Source organism: Streptomyces sp. NPDC041205, assembly GCF_055591765.1.
In genome coordinates, this window is sequence record NZ_JBVIZH010000001.1 from 600,077 (window position 1) to 626,423 (window position 26,347).

The 26,347-nt window shown below is 73.1% G+C and carries 23 protein-coding genes; 14 read left to right on the forward strand and 9 right to left on the reverse strand.

The genetic code is table 11. The annotated features are described in order from the left end of the window. The first annotated feature begins 95 nt into the window (after positions 1–95). Complete coding sequence (locus tag ACZ6BG_RS02690) at positions 96–1,139, forward strand: ATP-binding cassette domain-containing protein (protein ID WP_468995955.1); 1,044 nt, start codon at positions 96–98, stop codon at positions 1,137–1,139. Next, a complete protein-coding gene (locus tag ACZ6BG_RS02695; protein WP_468995959.1) occupies positions 1,136–1,993 on the forward strand; it encodes an ABC transporter permease in 858 nt (285 codons plus the stop codon). The genes ACZ6BG_RS02690 and ACZ6BG_RS02695 overlap by 4 nt, the downstream gene beginning before the upstream one ends. A 52-nt stretch (positions 1,994–2,045) precedes the next feature. Here ACZ6BG_RS02695 and ACZ6BG_RS02700 read toward each other — a convergent pair whose 3' ends face one another. Continuing rightward, positions 2,046–5,570, reverse strand: a complete 3,525-nt coding sequence (locus ACZ6BG_RS02700) for an AfsR/SARP family transcriptional regulator (RefSeq protein ID WP_468995965.1) — start codon at positions 5,568–5,570, stop codon at positions 2,046–2,048. Positions 5,571–6,148: 578 nt separating this feature from the next. On the opposite strand from ACZ6BG_RS02700, the gene ACZ6BG_RS02705 reads away from it, so the two are divergent. Further along, a complete protein-coding gene (locus ACZ6BG_RS02705) occupies positions 6,149–6,946 on the forward strand; it encodes a site-2 protease family protein (protein WP_468995969.1) in 798 nt (265 codons plus the stop codon). Between the two features lie 29 nt (positions 6,947–6,975). On the opposite strand, the gene ACZ6BG_RS02710 is transcribed toward ACZ6BG_RS02705, so the two are convergent. From ACZ6BG_RS02710 to ACZ6BG_RS02720, 3 genes are all read right to left on the reverse strand, one after another. After that, entirely contained in the window at positions 6,976–7,173 is a 198-nt protein-coding gene (locus ACZ6BG_RS02710) for a hypothetical protein (RefSeq protein ID WP_468995973.1), read from the reverse strand. Between the two features lie 82 nt (positions 7,174–7,255). After that, positions 7,256–7,960 carry an NADPH-dependent F420 reductase gene (gene npdG, locus ACZ6BG_RS02715; RefSeq protein ID WP_468995978.1) on the reverse strand — a complete coding sequence of 235 codons (705 nt, stop codon included), beginning with the start codon at positions 7,958–7,960 and terminating at the stop codon, positions 7,256–7,258. Between the two features lie 47 nt (positions 7,961–8,007). After that, positions 8,008–9,111: a sialidase family protein gene (locus tag ACZ6BG_RS02720; protein ID WP_468995984.1), complete on the reverse strand. Its 1,104-nt coding sequence runs from the start codon at positions 9,109–9,111 to the stop codon at positions 8,008–8,010. A 79-nt stretch (positions 9,112–9,190) separates the two neighbouring features. Between ACZ6BG_RS02720 and ACZ6BG_RS02725 the strand changes: the two genes are divergently transcribed. After that, complete coding sequence (locus ACZ6BG_RS02725) at positions 9,191–9,793, forward strand: hypothetical protein (protein WP_468995988.1); 603 nt, start codon at positions 9,191–9,193, stop codon at positions 9,791–9,793. A gap of 154 nt (positions 9,794–9,947) precedes the next feature. Further along, positions 9,948–11,219, forward strand: coding sequence for an MFS transporter (locus tag ACZ6BG_RS02730; RefSeq protein WP_468995993.1), 1,272 nt, complete (start codon positions 9,948–9,950; stop codon positions 11,217–11,219). A gap of 207 nt (positions 11,220–11,426) precedes the next feature. Here the strand turns inward: ACZ6BG_RS02730 and ACZ6BG_RS02735 are convergent, their stop codons facing one another. Then, on the reverse strand, positions 11,427–11,654 hold the full coding sequence (locus ACZ6BG_RS02735; protein WP_468995997.1) for a hypothetical protein: 228 nt from the start codon (positions 11,652–11,654) through the stop codon (positions 11,427–11,429). Between the two features lie 58 nt (positions 11,655–11,712). On the opposite strand from ACZ6BG_RS02735, the gene map reads away from it, so the two are divergent. Further along, positions 11,713–12,570, forward strand: a complete 858-nt coding sequence (map, locus tag ACZ6BG_RS02740; RefSeq protein ID WP_468480977.1) for a type I methionyl aminopeptidase — start codon at positions 11,713–11,715, stop codon at positions 12,568–12,570. Between the two features lie 221 nt (positions 12,571–12,791). Beyond that, complete coding sequence (locus ACZ6BG_RS02745; RefSeq protein ID WP_468996008.1) at positions 12,792–13,469, forward strand: biliverdin-producing heme oxygenase; 678 nt, start codon at positions 12,792–12,794, stop codon at positions 13,467–13,469. Between the two features lie 12 nt (positions 13,470–13,481). On the opposite strand, the gene ACZ6BG_RS02750 is transcribed toward ACZ6BG_RS02745, so the two are convergent. The 3 genes from ACZ6BG_RS02750 to ACZ6BG_RS02760 form a co-directional block, all read right to left on the reverse strand. After that, positions 13,482–14,138, reverse strand: a complete 657-nt coding sequence (locus ACZ6BG_RS02750; protein WP_468997871.1) for a PhzF family phenazine biosynthesis protein — start codon at positions 14,136–14,138, stop codon at positions 13,482–13,484. A 311-nt stretch (positions 14,139–14,449) separates the two neighbouring features. Next, positions 14,450–16,015 carry an HtaA domain-containing protein gene (locus ACZ6BG_RS02755; RefSeq protein WP_468996013.1) on the reverse strand — a complete coding sequence of 522 codons (1,566 nt, stop codon included), beginning with the start codon at positions 16,013–16,015 and terminating at the stop codon, positions 14,450–14,452. Between the two features lie 143 nt (positions 16,016–16,158). Continuing rightward, the gene (locus ACZ6BG_RS02760) at positions 16,159–17,691 is read right to left on the reverse strand and encodes an HtaA domain-containing protein (RefSeq protein ID WP_468996016.1); all 1,533 of its coding nucleotides are present in this window, start codon (positions 17,689–17,691) and stop codon (positions 16,159–16,161) included. A 146-nt stretch (positions 17,692–17,837) separates the two neighbouring features. Between ACZ6BG_RS02760 and ACZ6BG_RS02765 the strand changes: the two genes are divergently transcribed. The 7 genes from ACZ6BG_RS02765 (at position 17,838) to ACZ6BG_RS02795 (ending at position 25,435) form a co-directional block, all read left to right on the forward strand. Then, the gene (locus ACZ6BG_RS02765; RefSeq protein WP_468996019.1) at positions 17,838–18,863 is read left to right on the forward strand and encodes a heme/hemin ABC transporter substrate-binding protein; all 1,026 of its coding nucleotides are present in this window, start codon (positions 17,838–17,840) and stop codon (positions 18,861–18,863) included. After that, on the forward strand, positions 18,860–20,023 hold the full coding sequence (locus tag ACZ6BG_RS02770; protein WP_468996024.1) for a FecCD family ABC transporter permease: 1,164 nt from the start codon (positions 18,860–18,862) through the stop codon (positions 20,021–20,023). Before ACZ6BG_RS02765 ends, ACZ6BG_RS02770 begins: the two co-directional genes overlap by 4 nt. Then, positions 20,020–20,868 carry a heme ABC transporter ATP-binding protein gene (locus ACZ6BG_RS02775; RefSeq protein WP_468996028.1) on the forward strand — a complete coding sequence of 283 codons (849 nt, stop codon included), beginning with the start codon at positions 20,020–20,022 and terminating at the stop codon, positions 20,866–20,868. Before ACZ6BG_RS02770 ends, ACZ6BG_RS02775 begins: the two co-directional genes overlap by 4 nt. Positions 20,869–20,992: 124 nt before the next feature. Next, the gene (gene efeO / locus ACZ6BG_RS02780) at positions 20,993–22,159 is read left to right on the forward strand and encodes an iron uptake system protein EfeO (RefSeq protein WP_468996031.1); all 1,167 of its coding nucleotides are present in this window, start codon (positions 20,993–20,995) and stop codon (positions 22,157–22,159) included. A 30-nt stretch (positions 22,160–22,189) separates the two neighbouring features. Further along, positions 22,190–23,500, forward strand: a complete 1,311-nt coding sequence (efeB, locus tag ACZ6BG_RS02785; protein WP_468996034.1) for an iron uptake transporter deferrochelatase/peroxidase subunit — start codon at positions 22,190–22,192, stop codon at positions 23,498–23,500. 4 nt (positions 23,501–23,504) lie between these two features. Beyond that, positions 23,505–24,368 carry an iron uptake transporter permease EfeU gene (gene efeU / locus ACZ6BG_RS02790; RefSeq protein WP_468996038.1) on the forward strand — a complete coding sequence of 288 codons (864 nt, stop codon included), beginning with the start codon at positions 23,505–23,507 and terminating at the stop codon, positions 24,366–24,368. Between the two features lie 92 nt (positions 24,369–24,460). Then, the gene (locus ACZ6BG_RS02795; RefSeq protein ID WP_468996041.1) at positions 24,461–25,435 is read left to right on the forward strand and encodes an SCO2278 family lipoprotein; all 975 of its coding nucleotides are present in this window, start codon (positions 24,461–24,463) and stop codon (positions 25,433–25,435) included. Between the two features lie 62 nt (positions 25,436–25,497). On the opposite strand, the gene ACZ6BG_RS02800 is transcribed toward ACZ6BG_RS02795, so the two are convergent. After that, entirely contained in the window at positions 25,498–26,268 is a 771-nt protein-coding gene (locus tag ACZ6BG_RS02800; protein WP_468996043.1) for a bifunctional DNA primase/polymerase, read from the reverse strand. Positions 26,269–26,347 lie beyond the last annotated feature (79 nt).

Here is a 26,347-nt window from a genome sequence, read left to right on the forward strand (position 1 = left end):
TCCATGAGGGCGGCCGCTCACCGGCCACCCCCCGCTCCCGCTCCTGTCGGTCGGCTGTCGGTGGATTGTCGGTGGCACCTGCTCTCATGTACGGCATGACAGAAATCGACAACAAGCCCCAACGGGGAGCGGACGGCGCCGCGAGCGCCGTTTCGGTACGGGGGCTGGTCAAGCACTACGGCGAGACCAAGGCGCTGGACGGCGTCGATGTGGACGTCCGCGAGGGAACGGTCCTCGGCGTCCTCGGACCCAACGGCGCCGGCAAGACCACACTCGTACGCTGCCTCTCCACGCTCATCACACCCGACTCCGGCAGCGCCTTCGTCGCGGGGTACGACGTGCTGCGCCAGCCGCGCCAGCTGCGCCGCGTGATAGGCCTCACCGGTCAGTACGCGTCGGTGGACGAGAAGCTGACCGGCTGGGACAACCTCTACATGATCGGGCGGCTGCTCGACCTGCCCCGCAAGGAGGCCCGCTCGCGCGCCGACGGCCTGCTGGAGCGCTTCTCGCTCACCGAGGCCGCCCGCAGGCCCGCCAAGACGTACTCCGGAGGCATGCGCCGCCGGCTCGACCTGGCGGCGTCGATGATCGGCAGCCCGGCCGTGCTGTTCCTGGACGAGCCGACGACCGGCCTCGACCCGCGCACGCGCAACGAGGTCTGGGAAGAGGTCAAGCGCATGGTCGGCGACGGCGTGACCGTCCTGCTGACCACGCAGTACATGGAAGAGGCCGAGCAGCTCGCCAGCGAGCTGACGGTCATCGACCGCGGCAAGGTCATCGCCAACGGCGGCATCGAGGAGCTCAAGGCGAAGGTCGGCGGCCGCACCCTGCGCATCCGCCCGGCCGACCCGGCGCAGCTGCGCCCCACGGCCACCGCGCTCGACGAGGCGGGCCTCACGGGCCTCGCCACGACCACGGTGGACGCCGAGACCGGCACGGTCCTGGTGCCGATCCTCAGCGACGAACAGCTCACGGCGGTCGTGGGCGCGCTCACCGCGCGCGGCATCACGCTCTCCGACATCGCCACCGAACTGCCCAGCCTGGACGAGGTGTTCCTGTCCCTCACCGGTCACAAGACCAGTGAGTCGCTGGACTCCACGGCCACGAAGGCCGACGATCTCGAGGGGGTCGCCGCATGAGCACCACCACCGTCAAGGCGCCCTCCACGCCGCCCGCGCAGGAGCGGCCCGCGCCCAAGGCCGAGCCCGACACCCGGATCGGCCTGCGCGCCCATGCGCGCCACACCAGCGCGCTGGTCCGCCGCAACCTGCTGTGGATCAAGCAGGACATGGAGTCGATGTTCGACGCCGTCCTGATGCCGATCGTCTTCACCCTGCTGTTCGTGTACGTCTTCGGCGGCTCCGTGGGCCAGGCCCTCGGCGGCGGCCGCGACGAGTACGTGCAGTACGTGATCCCCGGCCTGATGGCCATGATGGGGATGAACATGGCCATGGGTGTGGGCACCGGCTTCAACCAGGACTTCCAGACCGGTGTCATGGACCGCTTCCGGTCGCTGCCCATCGGCCGCTCCTCGGTGATGATCGCCAAGATCGTGGTCGAGCTGCTCCGCATGCTGGTCGCCACGGCGATCCTGCTGGTCGTGGCCCTGATCATCGGCTTCTCCGTGGAGAGCATCCCGGGTCTGATCGCGTCCATCGGCCTCGCCATGGCCTTCGGCGTGGGCCTGATGTGGATCTTCCTCACCATGGGTGTCGTCATGAAGAGCGCCCAGGCCATCCAGGGCATGGGCTTCCTGGTCCTGATGCCGCTGCAGTTCGGCTCGTCCATCTTCGCGCCGACGGAGTCCATGCCCGGCTGGCTCCAGGCGTTCACGGACTACAACCCGCTGTCGTCGCTCGCCGACGCCGCCCGCGGCCTGATGAACGGCGGCCTGCCGGTCGCCCACGACGTGTGGGTGACGCTCATCTGGTCGGTGGTCCTGACCGGCGTGATGGCGCCGATCGCGATCCACAAGTTCCGCACCAAGACGTGACGCGCACGCCGCGCCCGAGCGCGGTCCGGGGCCGCCGGGGCGCGGCCCGCGGTCACAGTCCCGCCGAGGCGACGGCTTCCTCCCAGGAGCGGCCGTCGCCTTCGGCGTACGCGGCGGCGTAGTCCGCGTCGCCGAGCAGCGCGCGGACCGTCCGCTCGGCGGCGCCGCGGATCTCCCGCTCCATGGCGACCGGGACATGACCGGACGGCAGCCGGGAGTCGGCCACGGCGAGCAGCCGGGCGGCGTCCGCCGCGCGGCCGGTGTCGTGGCAGGCGAGCGCGCGGGCCACGGTCGCCAGATGGACGGAGAGCAACTGCGGGGCGACGATCTGCGCCAACGGCTCGGCGGCCTTCTCCACGGCTCCGAGGGCGCGGCCGAGCCCACGCTCGTACTGGCCGTCGAGGGTGTCGAGCCAGGCGTGCGCGCCGAGCAGGAAGCCCTCGAAGAGGGCGAAGCCGAAGACCGCGAACTCCTCGCGCAGGGTCACCAGTTGCTCGCGCGCCTCCCGGGCCCGGCCGGTCCGCCCGAGCAGGCTGACGAGGAAGAGCCGGGCGGCGGGCAGCGCCCCGTTCAGCCGGCTGCCGCTGTCGTCGATCACCTGCCGCAGCAGAGCCTCGCCGCGCTCCTCCTGCCCCGCCTCGATGAGCACCGTGCCGAGCCGGGCGGTCAGCAGCGACACCTGGGCCCGCGCGCCGACCGCCTGGGCGTGCTCCGTGGCGGCCTGGAAGTCGTCGGCCGCGAGCAGGTACGCACCGCGCCGTTCATGGGCCTCGCCGCGCGACGACAGCGCCTCGGCCGCGCCGAAGGAGTCACCGATGCGGGTGCAGATCGCCAGGGCCTCGTCCGCGTCGGCGACGGCGTCGCCCGCCCAGTCGGAGCGGTTGGCGAGGATGTTGGCGCGCTGCTGGAGGGCGGCGGCCAGCTCCCAGTCGAGGCCCAACTCGCGGCAGGCGGCGACGGTCGCGTCGGTGACCTGGCGCAGCCGGTCGGCGTCCCCCGTCATCAGGACGGCGAAGAACCACAGGTTGCCCGGGCTCCGGCAGGTCTGCGGCAGGCCCGGCCGGTAGGTGTCCCGGATCGCGCGCAGCTTCCGGTCGGCCTCCGGGGTGTGCCAGCCCACCGGGTCCATGTCCATGCAGGACAGCTGGATGAGGTGCACACCGCGGCGCGCCTCCTGGAGGAGTTCGCCCGTCAGCGGGGGCGGGATGTCGGTGCAGCGCCCGTACAGCGGCGCGGCGGGCGTGACGGGGCCCGCGAACGGGTCGGGGCCGAGGGCAAGGACCTCCCGGGACCAGTTCCGCACCTCCTGTCGCAGATCACGGATCAGCCAGAACCACGACAGGGACAGGACCAGGCACAGCGCCTCCTGCTCGTCGCGTGCGGCGACGGCGTGGCGCAGCGCGGTGCGCAGGTTCTCGTACTCCGCCTCGAACGCCGCGATCGCCTCGCGCTGCCCGCGGCGGCGCAGCGCCGGGTCGGTGACGCGGGCGAACTCCCGGAAGTGGACGAGGTGCGCCCGGGTCACCCCGGCCCGCTCCCCCGCCTCGTCGAGCCGCTCCCCGGCGTACTCGGAGACGGTCTCCAGGAGCCGGTAGCGCATCACGTCGCCGTGGGCGGCGGGAGCGGCGACGACGAGGGACTTGTCGACGAGGGAACCGAGAATGCCGGCGATGTCGCGCCGGTCCACACAACCGCGAGCCCCCTCACAACCCGACTCCCCCAGGAACGACCCCCCTACCCCTCCCCCTGACTCTCCTCCCGCGCAGACGGCCTCGGCTGCCGCGAGGTCGCAGCCGCCCGCGAAGACCGAGAGGCGGCGCAGGACGGCGCGCTCGGCGTGGTCGAGGAGGTCCCAGGACCAGTCCACGACGGCGCGCAGTGTCTGCTGGCGCGGCAGGACGGTACGGGAGCCGCTGGTCAGGAGCCGGAAGCGGTCGTCGAGGCGGTCGGCGATCTGGCGCGGGGTGAGCATGCGCAGCCGGGCCGCGGCCAGTTCGATGGCGAGCGGAAGGCCGTCGAGGCGGTGGCAGATCTCGGCGGCGGCGCGGGCGTCGTCGTCGATGCGGAAGCCGGGCCGCGCGGCGGCGCCGCGGTCGGCGAGCAGGCGCAGGGCGAAGGGTTCCGGGAGCGGTTCGACGGGGCGGACCAACTCGCCCGGTACGCCGAGGGGTTCGCGGCTGGTGGCGAGGACGGTGAGCCCGGGGCACTCGGCGAGGAGCCGCTCGGCGAGGCGGGCGGCGGCGTCGATGACGTGCTCGCAGTTGTCGAGGACGAGCAGCATGCGGAGCGGGCCGCAGTGCTCGGCGAGGCGCACCATCGGGTCGTCGGCGTGCCGCTCGGCGGCGGCCCGCAACTCTTCGGCGCCCGCGCCGCGCAGCACGGTCTCGCGGGCGCCGAGGGCGGTGAGGACGGCTTCCGGTACGTCGTCGGGGTCGTCCACGGGCGCGAGTTCGGCGAGCCACACGCCGTCCGGCGCGGCGTCGCCCACCGTCTCCGCGGCCTCCTGCGACAGCCGCGTCTTACCGGCGCCGCCGGGCCCGGTGAGCGTCACGAGCCGCGCGCGACCCAGATCGTCCCGGATGGTGTCGATGTCCCCCGTACGCCCGACGAAGGAGGTGAGGCGGGCGCGGAGGTTGCCCGGGGCGGGGCTGACGCCGGGGCGGGTGTCCGTACCCCGGGCGTCCATGCCGGAGTCGGCACCGGTGAAGGCGCCCGTGGCACGGCTGGAACTGCCCATGCCCATGTCGGAGCCGACGCCGATGGGGCTGCCTCCTGCGGCAGGCACGACGGCCGACACCGGACTCGCGTCGGCCGGACCGACCCCGCCCAACCCACCGCTCGACGCGACCTCACCCCCCGAGGGCCGAAGCAACTCCCCATACAGGGAACGCAGTTCGGGCCCGGGGTCGGCGCCGAGGCGGTCGGCGAGGGTGCGGCGTACGCCTTCGTAGGCGGCCAAGGCCTCCGCCGCGCGGCCGACGTCGCGCAGGGCGCGCAGGCGCAGGGCCTGGAGGGGCTCGTCCAGCGGGTGGGCGTCGCACAGGGCGGTGAGTTCGGGGAGCGCGGACTCGGCCTGCCCGAGGAGGAGGGCGGCGGTGAACCGGGCGCGCAGGGCGTCGAGTCGGCGCGCGGACCAGCGGGCGGCTTCCGCCGTGTGGTCCGGCAGGTCGGTGAAGGGGTCGCCGTGCCAGAGGCCGAGGGCGTCGTCGAGGAGGGCGGCGGCCCTGGCCGGGTCGCCGTCGGCGAGGGCGCGGGTGCCTTCGCCGACCAGGCGCTCGAAACGGTGGGCGTCGACGTCGTCGGGGGTGGCGCACAGGTGGTAGCCACCCTCGGCGGAGGCCACGGCGTCGGCGCCGAGCGCACGCCGCAGCCGGCCGACCAGGGCCTGCAGGGCGGCGGGGGCGTCGGCCGGGGGTGCGGTGCCCCACACCTGGTCGACGAGGACGGCCGCGGGGACGGCGCGGCCCGGGCGCAGGGCGAGCGCCGCGAGGAGGGCACGCAGGCGCGCGCCGCCGACGGGCACCGTGGTGCCGTCGGGGCGCAGGGCCCGGGTCACTCCGAGGACGCGATAGCGCACGCGCCCATTGTCCCCCGCCCACACACCGCCCCGTCCCCCGTCACGAGGAAGCCCCACCGGCCGGGGGCCGGACAAAGTACCCCCACGTCGCGGGCGCCGTCGGCCGTGGGCTGTGCCCACCCTCCCCCAAGCTCTCGGCTCCGCTCGAGCAGGGGACCCCCATCGCCCCTGGCGGCCCAGCTGCCCACAGGGTGGGGCGGACAGTGGCCGCCGCCCCCACCGAACCGATGGCCGAACGGGGAACCCCCACCGGACCGAAGACCGAACGCCCGGCCCCACCGAACCGATGGCCGAACGGGAAACCCCCACCGAACCGTTGGCCGAATGAGGAACCCCCACCGGACCGATCCCCGCCAACGAACCGGAGGGGACGTGCCGGTATGTCCGCGCGCAGCTCGGCCCACCACGACGAGCGCACAGAAACTGTCGACGACGACACACACGCGAGCACGGACATACCGGCACGGCCCCGCCCCACGAACCGGACAGAGGGCGAAAGGACAGCAACCCCCTGATGCCGCCCCCGACAGGTAGCCTCCAGCAGCAACGGCACCCCGTTCCGCGGACGAAGGAGCACCATGACCACCGCCCCCACCCGGAGCGACCGCCGGGTCAGCCCGGTCTTCCTAGGGATCGCCGCGGTCGCCGCGGCCTCGGGCTGGGCGGCCTGGACCGGGTTCGCGGACAACCCGGGCTTCGCCGTCTTCCTGTTCGTGACGGCGGCCTGGATCGTCTCGCTGTGCCTGCACGAGTACGCGCACGCCCGCACCGCCCTGCACAGCGGCGACATCTCCATCGGCGCGAAGGGCTATCTCACCCTGAACCCGCTGAAGTACACGCACGCGCTGCTGAGCATCGTCCTGCCCGTGCTGTTCGTGATCATGGGCGGTATCGGCCTGCCCGGCGGCGCCGTGTTCATCGAGCGCGGCCGCATCCAGGGAAGGTGGCGGCACAGCCTGATCTCGGCGGCGGGTCCGCTGACGAACGTCCTGTTCGCGGTCGTGTGCACCGCGCCGTTCTGGCTGGACGCCCTGGACGGCGTCCCGGACACGTTCCGGTACGCGCTCGGGTTCCTGGCCCTGCTCCAGGTGACGGCGGCGATCCTGAACTTCCTGCCGATCCCGGGCCTGGACGGCTACGGGGTGATCGAGCCGTGGCTTTCGTACAACATCCGCCGCCAGGTGGAGCCGTTCGCCCCGTTCGGGCTGCTCGCGGTCTTCGGCATCCTGTGGATCCCGGAGGTCAACGACATGTTCTTCGACGCGGTGGACGCGATCCTGCGCGGCCTCGGCGTCACCGACTGGGACACCTACTGGGGCCAGCGCCTCTACCGCTTCTGGCAGGGCACCCCGGACATCCCCGTGATCAACGGCTAGCGAGGGCTGTCAACGGCTGGCGAAGGCGATCAACGGTTGGCGGAGGCCGCCCCGCCGCGCTGCCGCAGCGCCTTGGCCCGGCGGGCGTAGTACCAGGTCATGTTGGACGAGAGCCCGGCGAGCAGCACCCACACGATGCCGAGCAGGCTGCCCTGCGCGAAGGCGACCACGGCGGCGGCGACGGACAGGACGCAGACGACGAGGGCGTACAGAGCGAGGCGGGGCATGGGGTGCGGCTCCTGGTGCGGCGATCCGGCGGACGTACCGCACCAGTGTCCCCCATGCCCCGCGCCCGCGGGAACGCGGTGGCTACACGTCGGTGACGCGAAGGCCCGCGTGCGCCTTGTAGCGCCGGTTGACCGAGATCAGGTTGGCGACCAGGGACTCCACCTGGTGGGCGTTGCGCAGACGGCCCGCGAAGACGCCGCGCATGCCGGGGATGCGGGCCGCGAGGGCCTGCACGAGGTCCGTGTCGGCGCGGCTCTCGCCGAGCACCATCACGTCGGTGTCGATCTCCTCGATGGACTCGTCCTGGAGGAGCACGGCGGAGAGGTGGTGGAAGGCGGCGGTGACCCGGGACTCGGGAAGGAGCGCGGCGGCCTGCTCGGCGGCGCTGCCCTCCTCGGGCTTCAGGGCGTACGCGCCCTTCTTGTCGAAGCCGAGCGGGTTGACGCAGTCGACGACGAGCTTGCCCGCGAGCTCCGTGCGCAGCGCTTGAAGGGTCTTGGCGTGCCCGTCCCACGGCACCGCGATGATCACGATGTCGCTGCGCCGGGCGCACTCCGCGTTGTCCAGGCCCTCGACGCCGAGGCCGAGTTCACCGGCCGCGGCGGCGGCGCGCTCGGCGGCGCGGGAGCCGATGATCACCTTCTGGCCGGCGCGGGCGAGGCGGTAGGCGAGCCCGCGGCCCTGGTCGCCGGTGCCGCCGAGCACGCCCACGACGAGCCCGGACACGTCGGGCAGGTCCCAGGGGTCCTTCGCGGGCGCCTTCTGCACACTTTCCGTGGAAGTCATGGTCAGACCTTACGTCCGTGCCGGGCGCCCGCCCCGGCCGACCGCGCTCAGTCCAGCCGGTGCAGCGGCACGCGCCGGAAGGTGATGGTCTCGTACGCGCTGAAGTCCCCCGTCTCGTACAGGAGGCCGACCGCGTCCTCGTCGAGGCGGACGAGGTCGGAGTATCCGGCGGGCAGCCCGTCGACGGTGTGGGCGGGGTGCCAGGTGGTGCCGCCGTCGTGGCTCTTGCGGATGCTCATCTGCGCGCGGAAGCCGGGGTCGGCGGGCCCGGAGTACAGCAGCAGGTCCGGGTCGACGAGCTGCAGCACGCTGGCCTCGACGACGGGGCCGGTGAGGCAGGACTGGGGCCGGAACGGCTTGGCGAGGCTCTGGCCGCCGTCGTGGGAGTGGGCGTCGGCGCGGGTGCCGGGGGCCGGGGAGTCGTTGCGGGTGTTGAAGTAGACGCGGCCGTCGGGGAGTTCGGCGGCGGTGGTCTCGTTGACGTTGATGTAGCCGTTGGTGTTGTCGTCGACGTACCCGATGCGCCAGTTCTGGCCGCGGTCGTCGCTGAGCAGGCAGTGCCCGCCGTTGTACCTGCCCTCGGTGCCGTTGTCCGTGCCGGTGGGCGGCAGGGAGTGGTTGGCGGGGACGACGACGCGGCCGCCGGTCAGCTGGATGGCGTGGCCGGGCGTGGTCGCGTACCAGCGCCAGGAGGTCTTCTTCGTCTGCTTGGTGATCTCGCGCGGCGCGGACCAGGTGAGGCCGTCGTCGTCGCTGTGCCGCACCCAGACGCGGCGGCCGTCGGCGGCGCTCACCTCGCCGCGCCGGATGGCGTTCTCGGTGGCCGCGGCGGCGTTCCTGACGTGCACGAGCAGGATCCGGCCGGTGTCGAGGACGACGGGGGCCGGGTTCCCGGCGAGGTCGGTGCCGTTGGCGCCGACGACCTGGAGCGGACCCCAGGTGCGGCCGCCGTCCACGGACCGCTTCAGGACCACGTCGATGTTCCCGAAGTCCTCCTGCGAGCCGACGCGGCCCTCGCAGAAGGCGAGCACCGTGCCGCTGTGCGTCACGACCACGGCGGGGATCCGGAAGCTCGCGTACCCCTCGCGTCCCGCACGGAAGGGAACGGACGTCTCGACGGTCTCGGTTGTCTCAGCTGTCTCCACTGGCATCCGTGCCCCTTCCCCAACGTGGGGGAATTCGCGGTGAACTCCCGCTGACGAATCTCCCGTTGAGGCAGTATGCGCCCCCATGGACGCCGTACGCGTCGCGCTGCTGCGCGAAGTTCTCGCCGGGACCGAATGGCCGGGGGCCACCCGCCGCTTCGCGGGCGCGCTGCGCGCCAGCGTCGTGCCGCACGGCGGCGGCCTGCTGCTCGTGGGAACGCGGGAGTACGAGCCGTGGCACCTGGCCGCACACCTCGTGGACGAGGCCGCCTGGTCCGGCACGCCGGAGCTGACGCCCACGCTCGTGCGGCACCGGCCGCGCCCGGACGCGCCCGCGCAGCTCTCGGTGGGCCTCGGCCGGATCGAGGCGGCGCGGCGCGGGGAGACGCTGCTCGTGGTGGCGCCCACGGCGCCCCCGGCGGGGCTGCTCTCGCGGGTGCACGACGCGCGGCGGGCGGGCGCCGCGGTGTTCGCGCTCGGGGAGCGCGACGGCGATCTGGGAGCGCTCGCCCACGAGTCGCTGACGCTGCCCGACGCGGCGGGCCTCGACCTGGACACGGTCCAGCATCTGGTGAGCGCGGCGGCGGGCGAGAACAGCCTGCCCGCGCCGCGGGGGCGGCGCCGGGTCCGCGACCGGCTCTCGCGCCTGGCGGACCAGCTGACGGCGCCGCCGCCCGCGCGGTGGTGAGGGCGGCTGCGCCGGGCCGGGCGGGCGGGCCTGCGGCCGGACCCGGCCGGGGCTCGGCCGGGGCTCGGTCGGAGCCCCGGCTCAGCCCTGGGCGGGCCCGGCCGGGAACAAATCGATTGCGCCGTACGTCTCCCGCCGCTGAACATGACCTCTTGTGAAACGTTCCGCCGCGATCCTGCCCGACCTCTCCCCCTGGCACTCCACCCGCGACTTCCGGCTTCTCTGGGTGCAGGGTCTGGTCACCTACTTCGGCAGCTTCATGGCGATGATCGCCCTGCCGCTCCAGATCAAGCACCTCACCGACTCGCCGCTCGCCGTCGGCGCGATGGGCGCCGTCGAGCTGATTCCGCTCATCGTCTGCGGCCTGTACGGCGGGGCGCTCGCCGACGCGGTGGACCGGCGCAAGGTGATCCTGCTGACCGAGGCGGCGCTCGGCCTGCTGGCGCTCGTGCTGTTCGTGAACGCGCTGCTGCCCGAGCCGATGCTGTGGCCGCTGTACGTCGTCGCGGCCGGTGTCTCCGGTCTCGCCGGGCTCCAGCGGCCCGCCCTCGACTCGCTGATGGCCAAGATCGTGCCGCACGACCAGCTCACGGCCGCCGCCGCGCTGAACTCGCTGCGCTGGAACGTCGGCGCGATCGCCGGTCCCGCGCTCGCGGGTGTCGTCGTCGCCTACGCCGGGCACGCCAGCGCGTACGCCGTCACCGTCGTCGGGTTCGCCGCGTCCGTGGTCCTGTGCGCCCGGCTCTCGCCCGCGCCCGCCACGCACGGGGCGCGGAAGCCGTCGCTGCGGGGGCTCGCGGAGGGGGCGCGGTACGCGTGGTCGCGGCCCGTGCTTCTCGGTACGTACGCCATCGACGGGGTGGCGATGCTGTTCGCCTTCCCGAACACGATCTTCCCGTTCCTGGCGGACGACCTGGACGCCGAGTGGTCGCTCGGGCTGATGTACGCCGCCGGGGCCGTGGGGTCGCTCGTCCTCAGCCTCACCAGTGGGTGGACGTCGCGGGTGCGGCGGCACGGGGTGCTCGTGGTGTGCGGGGCGGCGGGGTGGGGGCTCGCCATCACGCTGGCCGGGGTGCTCGGCAATGTGTGGCTGGTGCTGTGCTGTCTGGCCCTGGCCGGGGCGGGCGACATGCTGAGCGGTCTTGCCCGGTCCACCATCTGGAACCAGACGATTCCCGACGAGCTGCGGGGGCGGCTCGCCGGGATCGAGGTCCTCTCCTACAGCGTCGGGCCGCAGCTCGGCCAGGTCCGCGCGGGCGCGGCGGCGGGCTGGTCCGGCACGCGCCCGGCGATCTGGTCCGGTGGCCTCGTCTGCGTCGGCGCGGTGGGTGCGCTGGCCGCCGCGATGCCGTCCCTCCTGCGGTACGACGCGTCGACGGACCCCGACGCCCGACTCCGCCGCGAAGCGGCTGCCGCCGCGGCCTAGGCAGGTCGGGGCGCCCCGGCCGGGGGAGCATGAGCCACAGCGGCGGCAGCGGCAGGGACTTCACCCGCAGCCGCCGACGGCGGGAAACCCCCGCGGGAGACGCTCACCGTCCGGTCGACTGGAAACGGGCGGGCGGGTGGGAGAGATCCGCCGCGGAGCGGCGGGACAGGAACACCCCCCACCGGGCCGCAGACGAAGAACCGCCCCTCAGTCCTCCTCGCCCCGCGCGGCGGAATCGTGCCACCGCGGATCGGTGTCCCACTCAAGGTTCCGCTCCGCGGCGGTCTCCATCGCCCGGGTGGCCTCCTCCCGGGAGTCGTAAGGACCGAAGCGGTCCTTACCGGGACACTCCGGCCCCTCCTCGACCTTCTGGTGCTCCAGACAGTAGAACCACTCGCCCGGCTTGCCGACGGTCCGCTTCTTGAACAGGGCCATGTCCGGCTCCTCTCTCTCCCGCCATGCTGCCCCACGGGCGCTCGTTAGACTCGCTGACATGTCTGGCCAGTCACTGCTCGTACCAGGGGAGCTCTCTCCCGCCCGCCCCGTGCCCGGAAACATCAGGCGCCCGGAGTACGTCGGCAAGCCCGCGCCGACCCCGTACACCGGACCGGAGGTGCAGACCCCGGAGACCGTCGAGCTGATGCGGACCGCGGGCCGCATCGCCGCGCGCGCGATGGCGGAGGCCGCGAAGGCCATCGCGCCGGGGGTGACCACCGACGAGCTGGACCGCATCGCGCACGCGTACATGTGCGACCACGGCGCGTACCCCTCGACGCTCGGCTACCGCGGCTTCCCGAAATCGCTGTGCAGCTCGGTCAACGAGGTCATCTGCCACGGCATCCCCGACTCCACCGTCCTGAAGGACGGCGACATCATCAACCTGGACGTGACGGCGTACATCGGCGGCGTGCACGGCGACAACAACGCGACGTACCTCGTCGGCGACGTGGACGAGGAGTCGCGGCTCCTCGTCGAGCGCACCCGGGAGTCCCTGAACCGCGCCATCAAGGCCGTCAAGCCCGGCCGCCAGATCAACATCATCGGCCGGGTCATCGAGTCGTACGCCAAGCGCTTCGGCTACGGCGTCGTGCGCGACTTCACCGGCCACGGCATCAACTCGTCGTTCCACTCCGGCCTGATCGTCCCGCACTACGACAGCCCGCACGCGACGACGGTCATCCAGCCCGGCATGACGTTCACGATCGAGCCGATGCTGACGCTCGGCACGCACGAGTACGACATGTGGGACGACGGCTGGACCGTGGTGACCAAGGACCGCAGGCGGACGGCGCAGTTCGAGCACACGCTGGTGGTGACGGAGACCGGCGCGGAGATCCTCACGCTGCCGTGACCGTGGGCCGAGGCCCGAAACCGGGGCCGCCCCGGCCGGACCAGGTTCGCCCTGGGCCGCCCGGGGCGGCCCTTTTTGATCGTTTACGCATCCCCGACGGGGAACGGGGTAGCGTTTTTACCGACAGAATGTCGGGAACCAGTTGACTTAGGTAAGCCTAACCTTGGATGATCGGTCCTGGCCACACCGCTTTCCCGCCCTTCTTCGGCTCCGGAGGTCCCATGGACACGGCGATCACTCAGCCCCCCACGTTCTCGACGCTCATCCGCACCGCGTCCCACGAACAGCACACCGAGGCGGAGTCGTCGACGTTCATGAGCGACCTGCTCGGCGGCCGCCTCGACGTGAGCGCGTACGCGCGGTACACGGAACAGCTGTGGTTCGTGTACCGCGCGCTGGAGGACGGCGCGGCGGCCCTAGGCGACGACCCGGTGGCAGGACCGTTCATACGGCCCGAGCTGGCCCGGGTGGCCGAGCTGGAGCGGGACCTCGCGCATCTGCGGGGCGCCGACTGGCGCGCGGGCCTCACGGCCCTGCCCGCCACGGCGGCGTACGCGGCCCGGGTCGAGGAGTGCGCGCGCACCTGGCCGGGCGGCTATGTCGCCCACCACTACACGCGCTATCTGGGAGACCTGTCCGGCGGACAGATCATCCGCGGCAAGGCCGAGAAGACCTGGGGCTTCGACCGCAAGGGCGACGGCGTCCGGTTCTACGTCTTCGAGGGCATCGCCAACCCCGCCGCCTTCAAGCGGAGTTACCGCGAACTGCTCGACGGCCTCGACGTGGTCGTGCCGGACGAGCTGGAGAAGCAGCGCATCGTGGACGAGTGCAAGCGGGCGTTCGCCCTGAACACGGCGGTCTTCCGGGAGCTCGGGGCCGAGTTCCCGCTCTCGGCCTGAGCCGCGCCTCCCTCAGGAGAGAGTGAGACTCGGCGGCCGGGGGAACGTCACCCGGCCGCCCAGTTCGATGAAGTCGTCGAGGCCCGGGGCCGTGAGGAGTTGGGAGCCGCGGCCCTGGGTGATGTTCAGGGCGCGGCCCAGCTCCCGGGTGAGCGCGAGGGCCGCCGCCCCCGTCGCCTCGTCCTCGACGATCCCGTCCCCACGGCCGGGAAACCCCCGCGCCCGCACCCGCCCGGCGGCCTCGTCCTCCCACGCCCAGGCGTAGATCCACTCCCCCTCCGGCGGCACCGGAAGCGCCTCCACCTCCGCCGCCGACGCGTACCGCCGCAGCGTCCGCTCCTGCGCCCAGTCGGCCCGCGCCACGATCCAGCTGAACTCCCCGTCCTGGTGGGCCTCGACGACCCCGGCGGCGGTGACCAGCTCGGGCACGTCGAGCAGCCAGGCCGCGCCGACGCACGGGTAGCCGGCGAACGGCAGCCGCGTCGAGGGCGTGTAGATGTCGACGGCCCCGCGCTCGGGGTCGTCGACGAACACCGTCTCGCTGAAGCCGAGTTTGGCGGCGAGCGCCTGCCGGTCCGCCCGCTCGGGCACCCGTGAACCGTCCCGTACGACGCCCAACTCGTTGCCGTACCGGCCGTCCGGGGCGCAGAAGACCCGCAGGACGTCGATGCCGTGGTGCACGTCGGGCACGCCCGCCGTGTCCCGCGTGTCCGGCCCGCCCCACGCGCTCACCGCGTCCCGTGTGCCCGGCCCGTCCGGCGCGCCGTGCGGGTCGCGCGTGCCATGTTCGTTCGCTGCGTTCACCCAGGCATTGAAGCATCACGTGCCCCACACCCGTACACACGCCCGACGGCGGGCACCCGGCGCGCCAAGCGCCGGGCACCCGCCGTCAGTTCGGCCGGTGCGGTCGGTACGGTCCGTGCGGCCGGTTCAGCCCCTCGGGCCCGCGCCGCCGACCGCGACCTCGCCCGCCACGTCGCTCACGCGTGGCGGCCCGGGTGGAAGTCGTGCCTCCGCCGCGCCGCGTACACGACCCCGGCCCCGGCCACGACCACCGCGCCCGCGGCGCCGAGCAGCGCACCCGAGGGCGCGCTGGACCCCGTCGCGGCGAGCGACCCGCCGCCGCCGACCGAGCCACCACCGACCGAGCCGCCGCCCACGCTGCCGCCACCGCCGACCGAACCGCCCCCGGCGGCCGCGCTGTCGGCGCCCGATCCGGAGTCACCGGCGCCGCCCGCGGGAGCGGGGATGTCGGCGTCGGCGGACAGGGTGAGCGCGACCGTCATCGGGTCGAGCTTCTCGCCCTTCTTGTACGGCGATCCGGCCGCCTCGCTCTCGAACTGCTTGGCGCCCGCCGCCGTGAGCCGCGTGGGCACCTTGCCGAGCAGGACGACGTCACCCTTCGCCTTGTAGGAGGCGCGGGCGAGGTCGAGGGTCGCGAACTTCACGTCGTTGCTGGTGCGGCCCTGGGCCTTCACGTCCACGGTCAGCGTGCCGGTCTTGCCGCGCGCCTTGACCTTGAAGTCGCTGAACTTCATGTCGATGCCGTGGCCCTTGTACAGGAACCGCACGCTGCCGCCGAAGGACGCGTCGATCTTCTTGGCCCCGGCGTTCCAGGAGGCCTTGCTGTGCGGGAAGGCGTACCCGGACGAGGTCTTCTTCGCGCCGCCGGACGTCTGCACGCTGCCGCCCGTGGAGATGTAGCGGCGGAAGGACTCCTTCAGGCCCCAGGACAGCTTGCCGCCGACGACCTTGCCGCCCGCCGGACCGCCGGTGCCGGGCGACGGCTTCGAAGTCGGCTTCGTGGGCGTGGGCTTGGGCTTCGAGGTCGGCTTCGTCGGCTTGGACGTCGGCTTCGTCGGCGTGGGGCTCGGCTGCGGGGCGGGGCCGCCGGTCTTCACCGTCAGCGTGGCCGGGTCGAGCGCCTGACCCGCCTGGTACATGCCGTTGAACGCCTTGGCGCCCTTGGCGGTGAGCGCCGTCGGGATGTCCTTGAACGTCATCGCGCCGCCCTGGCCCTGCCCGGGGCGGACCCCGCTGAGGTCGAGGGTCGCGAGGTCGATGTCGTTCTGCTTGGCGCCGTTGAGCGTGACGTCGGCCTGGATCGCCCCCGTCTTGCCCTGGGTGTGCACCTTGACGTCCGCGATGGCGATGTCGAACTTGTGCTGCGTCGAGGTGAAGCGCACAGCGCCCTTGAAGGCGGCCTTCAGGGCGTGGTCCGCCAGTTCGTACGTGCCCTTGCCGCCGGTGAAGGTGAACACCCCGTTGTCCGGCGCCTGCTTGGCGCCGCCACTGGCCGTGATCTTGCCGTGCGCCATGCCCGTGACGTACTTCCGGAAGGACTCCTTCAAGCCCCAGTCCAGGGTGCCGTCCGTGATCGTGAAGGCCGTCGGCGCCTTCGGCTCGGCGGCCGCGCGGGGTGCGCCGGACGCGGCGTCCGAAGGCGCGTCGGCGGCGACGGCGGGCAGGGCCAGCGCGGCGGTGCCCAAGGCGACGGCCGTCGCGACGGCGGCCGCGCGGGCTATGGGGCGACGGGTGACTGCCATGGTCTGTGTACTCCTCGGGAAAGGGAGGGGAGGGAGAGGGATGGGGATGGGGATGGGGTGAACGGGGCGTGGGGGGGGTGGGGAGTTGGGGGGATGGGTGGGGACGGGGAAGCGGATACGCGGGCGGGGCGGCGGGATGCCGTTCAGGCGGTCGGTCCCCCGGGGTCCGCGGAGGCGTCGCCCCCGTCACCCCCGGCGGACGCCGCCCGTGCCGCCCTGCGGCGGCGTTCGAAGCGGAACGCGAACGCCGCCGCGACTAGCAGCGCCGCGACCGCGGCGAGCGTGAGGGGGAGCGCCTTCGACGAGCCGCCGGAGTCGTCGGAGTCGGCTGAGTCGTCGGCGGCGGACTCCGACTTCGCGGACGTCTTCGGCTTCCCGTCGGACGCGGCCTTCTTCGGGCCGGGTTCGGAGCCGAGGTCCGGCAGCGCGGGCAGTCGCGCCTGGTCGTCGACGGCGACGGCCAGCGAGACGGGGTCCATGGCGGTGCCCGGCCTGTACATCGAGCCGAACGCCTTGGCGCCGTCGGCGGTGAGTTTCGCGGGGGCCTCGGTGACGGCGATGAGGCCGTCTTGCGGCTTGAGGTCCTTCAGTCCGGCGGCCGCGAAGGTGACGAGCGGAGCCTTCTTCTTGCGGAACTTCCCGCCGTCGACATCGGCGTACAGCGTGCCCTCGCCGCCCTTCACGCCGACGGCGACCTCGCTCAGCCGGATGTCGAGCCCGTGCTTGCCGGTGAAGCGGACGGCACCGGCGAAGTCCGCGGCCAGGGTGCGCTTCTTCTCGTCGTACGAGCCCTTGCCCTGGGGGAAGCGGAACAGCGCGCCGCCGTCCTCGGCACCGGACGACAGCGTCCACTCGCCCTTGGCGATGCTCCCGGAGACGTACTCGCGGAAGGTGCGGCGCACGCCCCAGTCGACGGCGGCGTCCTCGATGCGCCCGGCGGCCCGGTCCTTCTTCGCGTCGGCCCCGGACTTCTTCTCGTCGGGCTTCTTCGACCGCCCGCCGTCGGACCCGCCGGGCTTGTCGGCACCGCCGGAGCCCGCGACCAGGTCCGTCGACAGGCTCACCGGGTCGAGCCGGGTGCCCGCCGTGTAGTACCCGGCGAAGGCCTTCGCGCCCTGCGAGGTGAGCGTGGCGGGCAGGTCGGTGAGGGCGATGGGGCCCGTGCCGCCCAACATGTTGATGCCCGAGACGTTCAGTCGGGCCAGCGGCACCTGGGCGGTCGAGGTGACCTTGCCGGTGCCCTTCTCCTTGCTGACCATGTCGGCGTGGAGCGTGCCGGAGCCGCCGGAGACCTTGACCGTGGGGCGGCTGATCGTCAGGTCGAGGGCGTTCGAGCCGCCCTTCTTGTGCCCGGTGAAGTGCACTCCCCCGGAGAACGCGGCGGTGAACGCGCCGGTGTCGGGGTCGTAGGAGCCCTTGGCCGAGTGGAAGCGGAACTGGCTGCCGCCGACCGTGGCCGCGCCGCCCCGGAGGTTCCAACTGCCCTTGGCGATGGGCCCGGTGACATAGCTCTGGAAGGAGGACTTGATGCCCCAGTCGAGCCTGCCGCCCTGCACGGTGCGCGGTTTCGCGTGCGCGGCGGTCATCGGGAGCAGCGCTCCCAGGAGCGCGGCCAGGACGGCCACGGCTCCTACGCGTGCGCCGCGGCGCGTGCGCGGCTGTCTGGGCGACGGCATCGGACCCCTCCAGGTCTGGCTATTAAGGTAAGGCTAACCTAAACTACGATCATCGTGGCGCGGAACCCCACGCCACAGCCACCCCGGCCGTTCGGGACACCGCGACGGCCTGAGACCCCAACAGCACGACAGGACGGTGGACTTCGGTGCGCAAGCCGCGCTCACTCCGTATCGGCGGCCTCGTCAGCGCGGTGACCGCCGCGCTCGCGCTCACCCTCGCCGGGTGCGGCTCGTCCGGCGACGGCGACGGCACGGGGGACGGCGGCGGACCGCGGGCGAAGGCCGCGCCGGCCGACCGCGTCGAGCCGCTCGCGGCCGAGGCGGCGCCGAAGCTGCCCGCGACCGTGAAGTCCGCCGACGGCAAGCAGGTCACCGTCGAGGACACCAGCCGGATCGTGCCGCTGACCGGCAGCCTGAACGAGATCGTGTTCACGCTCGGGCTCGGCGAGAACGTGGTGGCGCGCGACATCACCGCCACCTTCGACCAGGCCAAGAAGCTGCCGGTGGTGACGCGCGCCCACGACGTCTCGGCGGAGAGCGTGCTGTCCCTGAAGCCGACGGTCGTCCTCGCCGACACCACGACCGGCCCGGCCGAGGCCGTCGACCAGATCCGCTCGGCGGGCATCCCCCTCGTCGTCCTCGAACCGGCCAAGAGCCTCGCCGACGTGGGCCCGCGCATCGAGGCGGTGGCCCGGGCCCTCGGCGTCGACAAGGCGGGCGCCGCGCTCAAGTCCCGTACCGAGGACCGGATCGCGAAGGTGCGCGCGACCGTGCCCAAGCAGTCCGAGAAGCCCCGGGTCGCCTTCCTCTACCTGCGCGGATCGGCCTCCGTCTATCTGCTCGGCGGGCGCGAGTCCGGCGCGGGCTCGCTCCTGGAGGCGGCGGGCGCGGTGGACGCGGGCAAGGCGTCGGGGCTGAAGAAGGACTTCACCGCCATCACCAGCGAGGCCCTGGCCAAGGCCGCGCCGGACGCGATCCTGGTGATGTCGAAGGGGCTCGACTCCGTGGGCGGACTCGACGGCCTGGTGAAGATCCCCGGCGTGGCGGAGACGCCCGCGGGCATGGACCGCCGGGTGGTGTCCATCGAGGACGGCGTCCTGCTCAACTACGGCCCCCGCACCGACCAGGTCCTCAAGTCCCTGGTGGACCAGCTCTACAAGGACGCCAAGTGACGCTCGCCGCACGACCGGGCGCGGGCTCGGACACCGGCCCGAAAACCACCCCGGACCGCACCGCGACCGGGCCCACGGACACCGCCCCGGACCCAGCGGCCGAAGCGGCCGCGCCCGCCCCGCGCCCCGCCCGCCGCGGCGCCCCCTTCCTCCTCACCACCGCCCTCACCGCCGCGCTCCTGCTCCTCGCCCTGCTCTCCGCCGGGATCGGCGCGTACGACATCCCCCTCGGCGACGTGCTCGCCTCCGTCCAGCACCGCACGGGCCTCGGCGGGCACGCGCTCGACCGGGTCGGCGAGAGCGTGCTGTGGAACGTGCGGCTGCCGCGCGTGGTCCTCGCGCTGCTCGTGGGCGCGTCCCTGGGATGCGCGGGCGCGCTGATGCAGGGCGTGTTCGGCAATCCCCTCGCGGAGCCGGGCGTCATCGGGATCTCCTCGGGCGCGGCGGTCGGCGCGGTCGCCTCCATCGCCCTCGGGCTCAGCTTCCTCGGCAACTGGACCGTCACCGTCTGCGCGTTCGTCGCCGGGCTCGCGACGGTGCTGCTCGTGTACGTCCTGTCGCGCGACGGCGGCCGTACGGAAGTCGTCACGCTGATCCTCACCGGCATCGCCGTGAACGCCTTCGCGGGCGCGCTCATCGGCCTGTTCCTCTTCTTCGCGGACAACGCGCAGGTCACCCAGATCACGTTCTGGCAGCTCGGCTCGCTGGCGCAGGCCACCTGGCCGAAGGTGCTCGCCGTCCTGCCGTGCGCGGCGGCCGGACTCCTCGTCGCGCCGCTGTACGCGCGCAAGCTGGACCTGCTCGCCCTCGGGGAGCGGCCCGCGCGCCATCTGGGCGTGGACGTGGAGCGGCTGCGGATGGTGCTCGTGCTCGTGGTGGCGCTGCTCACGGCCGCGGCCGTCGCGGTGGCGGGGATCATCACGTTCGTGGGGCTGCTCGTGCCGCATCTGCTGCGGATGGCGGCGGGTCCTGGGCACCGGTTCCTGGTGCCGGGCAGCGCGCTCGGCGGGGCCGTCGTCCTCGTCGGCGCCGACCTCGCGGCGCGCACCGTCGCCGCGCCCGCCGAGTTGCCGCTCGGCGTGCTCACCGCGCTCTTCGGCAGCCCCTTCTTCTTCTGGCTGCTGCGCAGGACCCGCCGCAAGCAAGGGGGCTGGGCATGATCGGGACCCTGAGCAAGCGGATCTTCGGGGTACGCGACCGGGTCCTGCCAGGACCCGTCGAGCCCGGCGACGTGCTCGCCGAGACGGCGGACCTCCGGGTGCGGCTCGGCGGCCGCGAGGTGCTGCGGGGCGTGACGGTGACGGCCCGCGCGGGCGAGGTGCTCGCCCTGGTCGGCCCCAACGGGGCGGGCAAGTCCACCCTCCTTGCCGCGCTCGCCGCCGACCTGCCCGCCGACGCGGGCACGGTGTCCGTCTGCGGCCGCCCCGCCCCGGACTGGCCCGCGCGCGAACTCGCCCTGCGCCGGGCCGTCCTGCCGCAGTCGGCCGCCCTCTCCTTCCCCTTCCCGGTCGAGGACGTCGTCCGGATGGGCCGGGCGCCCTGGGCCGGGACGCGCCTCGCGGACGAGGACGACCGGATCGTGCGCGCGGCGATGGCGGCCACCGAGGTGGGCGCGTTCGCGGCCCGGCCGTTCTCCGCGCTCAGCGGCGGCGAGCGGGCGCGGGTGGCGCTCGCCCGGGTGCTCGCCCAGCGCGCCCCCCTGCTGCTGCTCGACGAGCCGACGGCCGCGCTCGACCTGCGCCACCAGGAGTTGGTCCTGCGGGTCTGCCGGGAACGGGCCGCCGCGGGCGACGCAGTGGTGGTCGTCCTGCACGACCTGGGGCTCGCGGCGGCCTACGCGGACCGCGTGGTGATCCTGGACGGCGGGGTCGTCGCGGCCGACGGGGCGCCCGCCGACGTCTTCGAGGACGGGCTGCTCTCGGACGTGTACCGACAGCCCATCGAGGTGTTCCCGCACCCGCGGACCGGGGTGCCGCTCGTCACGCCGCTACGCACCATCGCTTGACCTGCGCTTTACCTCCTCATGGGTAGGTCCGAAGTAAGGGTCGGTTAAGTTAGGCCCACCTCACTGGCCCGACACGCCAGTTCTTCTGTGTGCCTTCGTGCCAGTTCATCCCCCTGGAGTTCCCATGCGCCGCGCCCGTCTCACCGCCCTCACCGCTGTCACGACGGCCGCGGCGCTGGCCGCCGTCACGGGCTGCACCGAGAAGAGCGAAGCGGGCGACGACGCCGTCAAGGTGACGGCGAGCGACGACAAGTGCGAGGTGTCCAAGAAGGAGTTCCCGGCCGGCCACGTCGAGCTGGCCGTGGAGAACAAGGGCTCCAAGGTCACCGAGGTGTACATCCTGTTCCCGGACGACCGCATCGTCACCGAGCGCGAGAACATCGGCCCCGGCACCAAGCAGAACCTGACCGCCGAGGTGAAGGCGGGCGCGTACCGGATCGCCTGTGTGCCCGGCATGAAGGGCAAGGGCATCCGCCAGGACGTGAAGGCCACCGGCGGCGGAAAGGTCGCCAAGCGGGACCCGCGACTGGACAAGGCCGTCGCCGAGTACCGCGCGTACACCCAGGCGCAGGCCGACGGGACGCTGCCCAAGGTGAAGGTGTTCACCGACGCCGTGCGCAAGGGCGACCTGGAGGCCGCGAAGAAGGCGTACGCGCCCTCCCGCGTCGGCTGGGAGCGCACGGAGCCGGTCGCGGAGTCCTTCGGCGACATCGACCCGAAGGTCGACGTGCGCGCGGACGGCCTGGCGGAGGGCCAGGACCCGGAGAAGGACTGGACGGGCTGGCACCGCCTGGAGCGCGCGCTCTGGAAGGACAAGAAGATCGGGCAGCGCGAGAAGGACCTCGCGACGCGGCTCGATGAGGACCTCACGGACTGGCAGAAGCGCGTCGGCAAGGCCGAGATCACGCCGTCCTCCATGGCCAACGGCGCCAAGGAACTCCTCGACGAGGTCGCCACCGGCAAGGTCACCGGCGAGGAGGAGCGCTACTCGCACACCGACCTGGTCGACTTCAAGGCCAACGTCGAGGGCGCCGAGAAGGCGTACGCGCTCCTGAAGCCCGTGGCCTCCGAGAACGACCCGGCGCTCACCAAGGAGCTGGACAAGCAGTTCGCCGCCCTGGACAAGCTGCTCGACAAGCACCGTCTGGACAAGGGCGACGCGGCGTCGTACGCCTTCGTCTCCTACGACAAGGTCGGCAAGGCGGACCGCAAGGAACTGCACGACAGCGTGAACGCGCTCGCGGAGCCGCTGTCGAAGCTGGCGGCGGCCGTGGTCAAGAAGTCCAAGTGAGGCGCGGCCGCGCTCCGGGAAGGCACAGCCATGGCTGAGGACACCAACCCCACCGACACCACCCGTACACCCCCCACCGACCCTGCCGATTCCGGCGCCCCGTCGCGGCGCGCGCTGCTCGGCTGGGGCGGGGCCGGGCTCGCGCTCGGCGCCGCCGCGGCGGGCGGCGCGGTGGCGATGACGCGCCCGGACTCCGGCGACGACGTGGTGCCCGCGGGCACGACCGGCGCCGCCGTCGGCTTCCACGGCACGCACCAGGCGGGCATCGCGACGGGCGTGCAGGACCGGCTGCACTTCGCGGCGTTCGACGTGAAGACGGACGACCGCGAGGAGTTCGTCGCGCTCCTGAAGGAGTGGACGAAGGCAGCCGCGCGGATGACCGCCGGGCACGCCGTCGGCGAGGGCGCGTTCGGCGGGCTCGCCGAGGCGCCGCCGGACGACACCGGCGAGGCCCTGGGCCTCAAACCCGCACGGCTTACCCTCACGATCGGCTTCGGCCCGTCCCTGTTCGCGAAGCACGGCGAGGCGTTCGGCCTGGCGGACAGGCGGCCCGAGGCCCTGGTCGACCTGCCGAAGTTCCCCGGCGACAACCTGGACCGGACCCGCAGCGGCGGCGACCTGTGCGTCCAGGCGTGCTCCGACGACCCGCAGGTCGCGGTGCACGCGATCCGCAACCTGGCCCGCATCGGCTTCGGCAAGGTCGCCGTCCGCTGGTCGCAGCTCGGCTTCGGCAAGACGTCCTCGACGACCCCCGAGGCCCAGACGCCCCGCAATCTGATGGGCTTCAAGGACGGCACCCGCAACATCTCCGGCACGGACGACAAGGCCCTCGCCGAGCATGTGTGGGTCGGCGCGAAGGACGGCCCCGACTGGATGGTCGGCGGCTCCTACCTGGTCGCCCGCCGCATCCGCATGAACATCGAGACCTGGGACCGCACCTCGCTCCAGGAGCAGGAGGACATCTTCGGCCGCGACAAGGGCGAGGGCGCCGCCGTCGGCAAGGCCAAGGAGCGCGACGAACCGTTCCTGCGGGCGATGAAGCCGGACGCGCACGTGCGGCTCGCGCACCCGAGGAGCAACGGCGGCGCGACGATCCTGCGCCGCGGCTACTCCTTCACCGACGGCACCGACGGCCTGGGCCGCCTGGACGCGGGCCTGTTCTTCCTGGCCTATCAGCGCGACGTCCGCAAGGGCTTCATCCCGGTGCAGCGCTCCCTCGCGGCGTCGGACGCGCTCAACGAGTACATCCAGCACGTGGGTTCGGCGGTCTTCGCGATCCCGCCCGGGGTGCGGGACAAGAACGACTGGTGGGGCCGCGCGCTGTTCACCGGGGAGGCATGAGGCGATGTTCGGCAACTACCTGATCGGCCTGCGCGAGGGCCTTGAGGCCAGCCTGGTCGTGTGCATCCTCATCGCCTACCTGGTGAAGACCGAGCGGCGGGACGCGCTGGTGCCGGTGTGGACCGGTGTCGGAGTCGCGGCGGCGCTGTCGCTCGGCTTCGGCTGCGCGCTGACCTTCGGCTCACAGGAGCTGACGTTCAAGGCGCAGGAGGCGCTGGGCGGTTCGCTGTCGATCGTCGCGGTGATCCTGGTGACGTGGATGGTCTTCTGGATGCGGCGCACCGCCCGCCACCTCAAGGCCGAACTGCACGGCAAGCTCGACGCGGCGCTCCGGATGGGCACGGCGGCGCTGGTCGCCACGGCGTTCCTGGCGGTGGGCCGCGAGGGCCTGGAGACGGCGCTGTTCGTGTGGGCGTCGGTGCGGGCGTCCAACGACGGCACGCACGCGCCGCTGGCCGGTGTGCTCCTCGGCCTGCTCACCGCGGTCGTCCTCGGCTGGCTTTTCTACCGCGGCGCGGTGCGCATCGACCTGGCGAAGTTCTTCACCTGGACCGGCGCGATGCTGGTCGTGGTCGCGGCGGGCGTGCTCGCGTACGGCGTGCACGACCTGCAGGAGGCGGAGTTCGTCGGCGGCCTGCGGAACAAGGCGTTCGACATCAGCGCGACGATCCCGCCGGACAGCTGGTACGGCACGCTCCTGAAGGGCGTGTTCAACTTCCAGCCGAACCCGACGGTCGTCCAGGTCGTGGTGTGGTCGCTGTATCTGGTGCCGGTGCTCGCGCTGTTCCTGGCCCCGTCCCGGAACCGGCCGCGCACTCCCGCCCCGGAACCGGCGAATCCGGCCAGTGCGGACACTGTGGGCTCTTGAGGACGTCTGCCGCACTGCCGGAGCCCGGCGTCCGGCGCCTTCCCGGCCCCGATAGGGTTCGGGCCCGGGACAGGGGTAGGTGAAGGTATCCGATGAGCAGGATTCACAGGCTCGGCCGGCCGGTGTCGTACGCGGCGGCGGTGGCGGTCCTCTCGCTGACGGCGAGCGGATGCGTGACGGTGCACGGCGAGCGGGAGGTCGTGCGCACGGCCACCAGACCCGAGGCCGCCCGCGCGCTGAAGGACTTCCTCACCGCCTACAACAAGGCGGACAAGGTGTACGACCCGACGCTGAACGCCGCCCGCGTCACCGGCCCCCTCGGCGCCATCAACCAGGCGGGCCTGAAGGCACGGCACGCGCAGCACCCGGACGGCAACTCCCGGTACGTGCCGCTGAAGCTGACGGATGTGAAGTACGCCATCCCCAAGAAGGCCGGCTGGCCGCGGTGGTTCGTCGTCGACGCGCGGGCCAACCGCAAGCCGCACGGCTACCGCTGGCTGATCGCCTTCACCCGCGCCGACGCGGACTCCTTGTGGGAGGCGACGTACCTCAACCTGGTGCTGCCCGACCGGCTGCCCGAGCTGGAGAAGGACGAGGACGGCCACGTCGAGCCGGTCGCCGTCGGCGGTTCCGGGCTCGCGGTGGCGCCACGGCGGCTCGGCGGCGAGTACACCGCGTTCCTGAAGTCGGGCGGCGACACCTTCGAGCCGGGCCCGCACACCACGCAGTGGAAGGCGGCCCGCGACCGCAACAAGCGGCGGCTCGGCCTCGCCGTCCAGTACATCGACCAGCCGCGCGACGGGGGCGCGTTCGCCCCGCTGGGCCTGCGCACGAAGGACGGCGGCGCGCTGGTGTTCTTCTCCACGCACCACTACGAGAAGCAGACCGCGTCCAAGGGCCTCAACGTCACCGTGGACGCGGACGTGAAGGCGCTGATGAAGGGCGAGGCGAAGCAGTCCGTCATGCTGGAGCGCGTCTCGAACCAGGTGGCCCTCGACCCCGAGGGCACGGGCAAGGTGAAGGTCCTCAGCCGGATGCAAGGGCTGGTGGGGGCCAAGGGCGAGTAGTGCGGGCGGCCCTGCGGCACGCGCTTCCCCGGCCGCGCGGGACCAGCCCCGCGACAGCCGCGCTAGCCCCGCAGCGGCCAGGCCCCCGCGCCCTCCGCGTCCTCGGCGCCCTCTTCCGGCTCCTCCGCGTACCGCGCGCACTCGTCGGTGAGGATCTCCAGGAGCGTCAGCGGGTCGGGCAGCGCGAACTCCGGTCCGCGGACCCAGCCGACGGCGAGGTCACCGGGCAGCCGCGCGGGCGGCACCAGGACGTACGACCCGCGGCAGTGCCAGCGCAGGCCGGGGTGCTCGTCCATCGTCTCCGGGTGGCAGTCCAGCTCGCACGGCCACCACTCGTCCTCGTCCTCGGGGGTGCCGCGGGTCGCCGTGAAGAACAGCATCCGCCCCTGGTCGCCCGCGCCTTCGGACTCCGCGACGGGGCCGACCTCCACCTCGGCGGCGAGCAGCCGCACCAGGGCGGCCCGGCCCGCGTCGAGGGGGACGTCGAGGACGTCGTGCACCATGCCGGTCGCGGTGATGAAGTTGGCCTGGGGCTGGTGCCGGGCCCAGCGCTCGACCTGCGCGCGGTCGGTGGTGGACTGCGTCTGCCAGGCGAAGGACACGGGGTGCCGGGCGGGGGTGGGACAGCCGATGCGGTCGCAGGAACATCGGTACCCGGCGGGGTGGGCGGCGGGGGCCAGTGGCAGCCCCGCGGCGGCGACGGCGAGCAGCAGGTCCTCGCGGCGGGCACTCTCGGCGCCCGCGCTCGCCTCGGCGCCGGAACGCGCGCGTCGGCGAAGCCACTGGGAGATCCTGCCCTGCGCGCCGGACGTCCGGCCGAACTCTGCGCCCATCTATCCCCTCACCTCGCCATTGTGCGGAACAGCATGACCTATGGTCCCACCATCCTGCGCCCCGGGTGGCCGTAGTCCA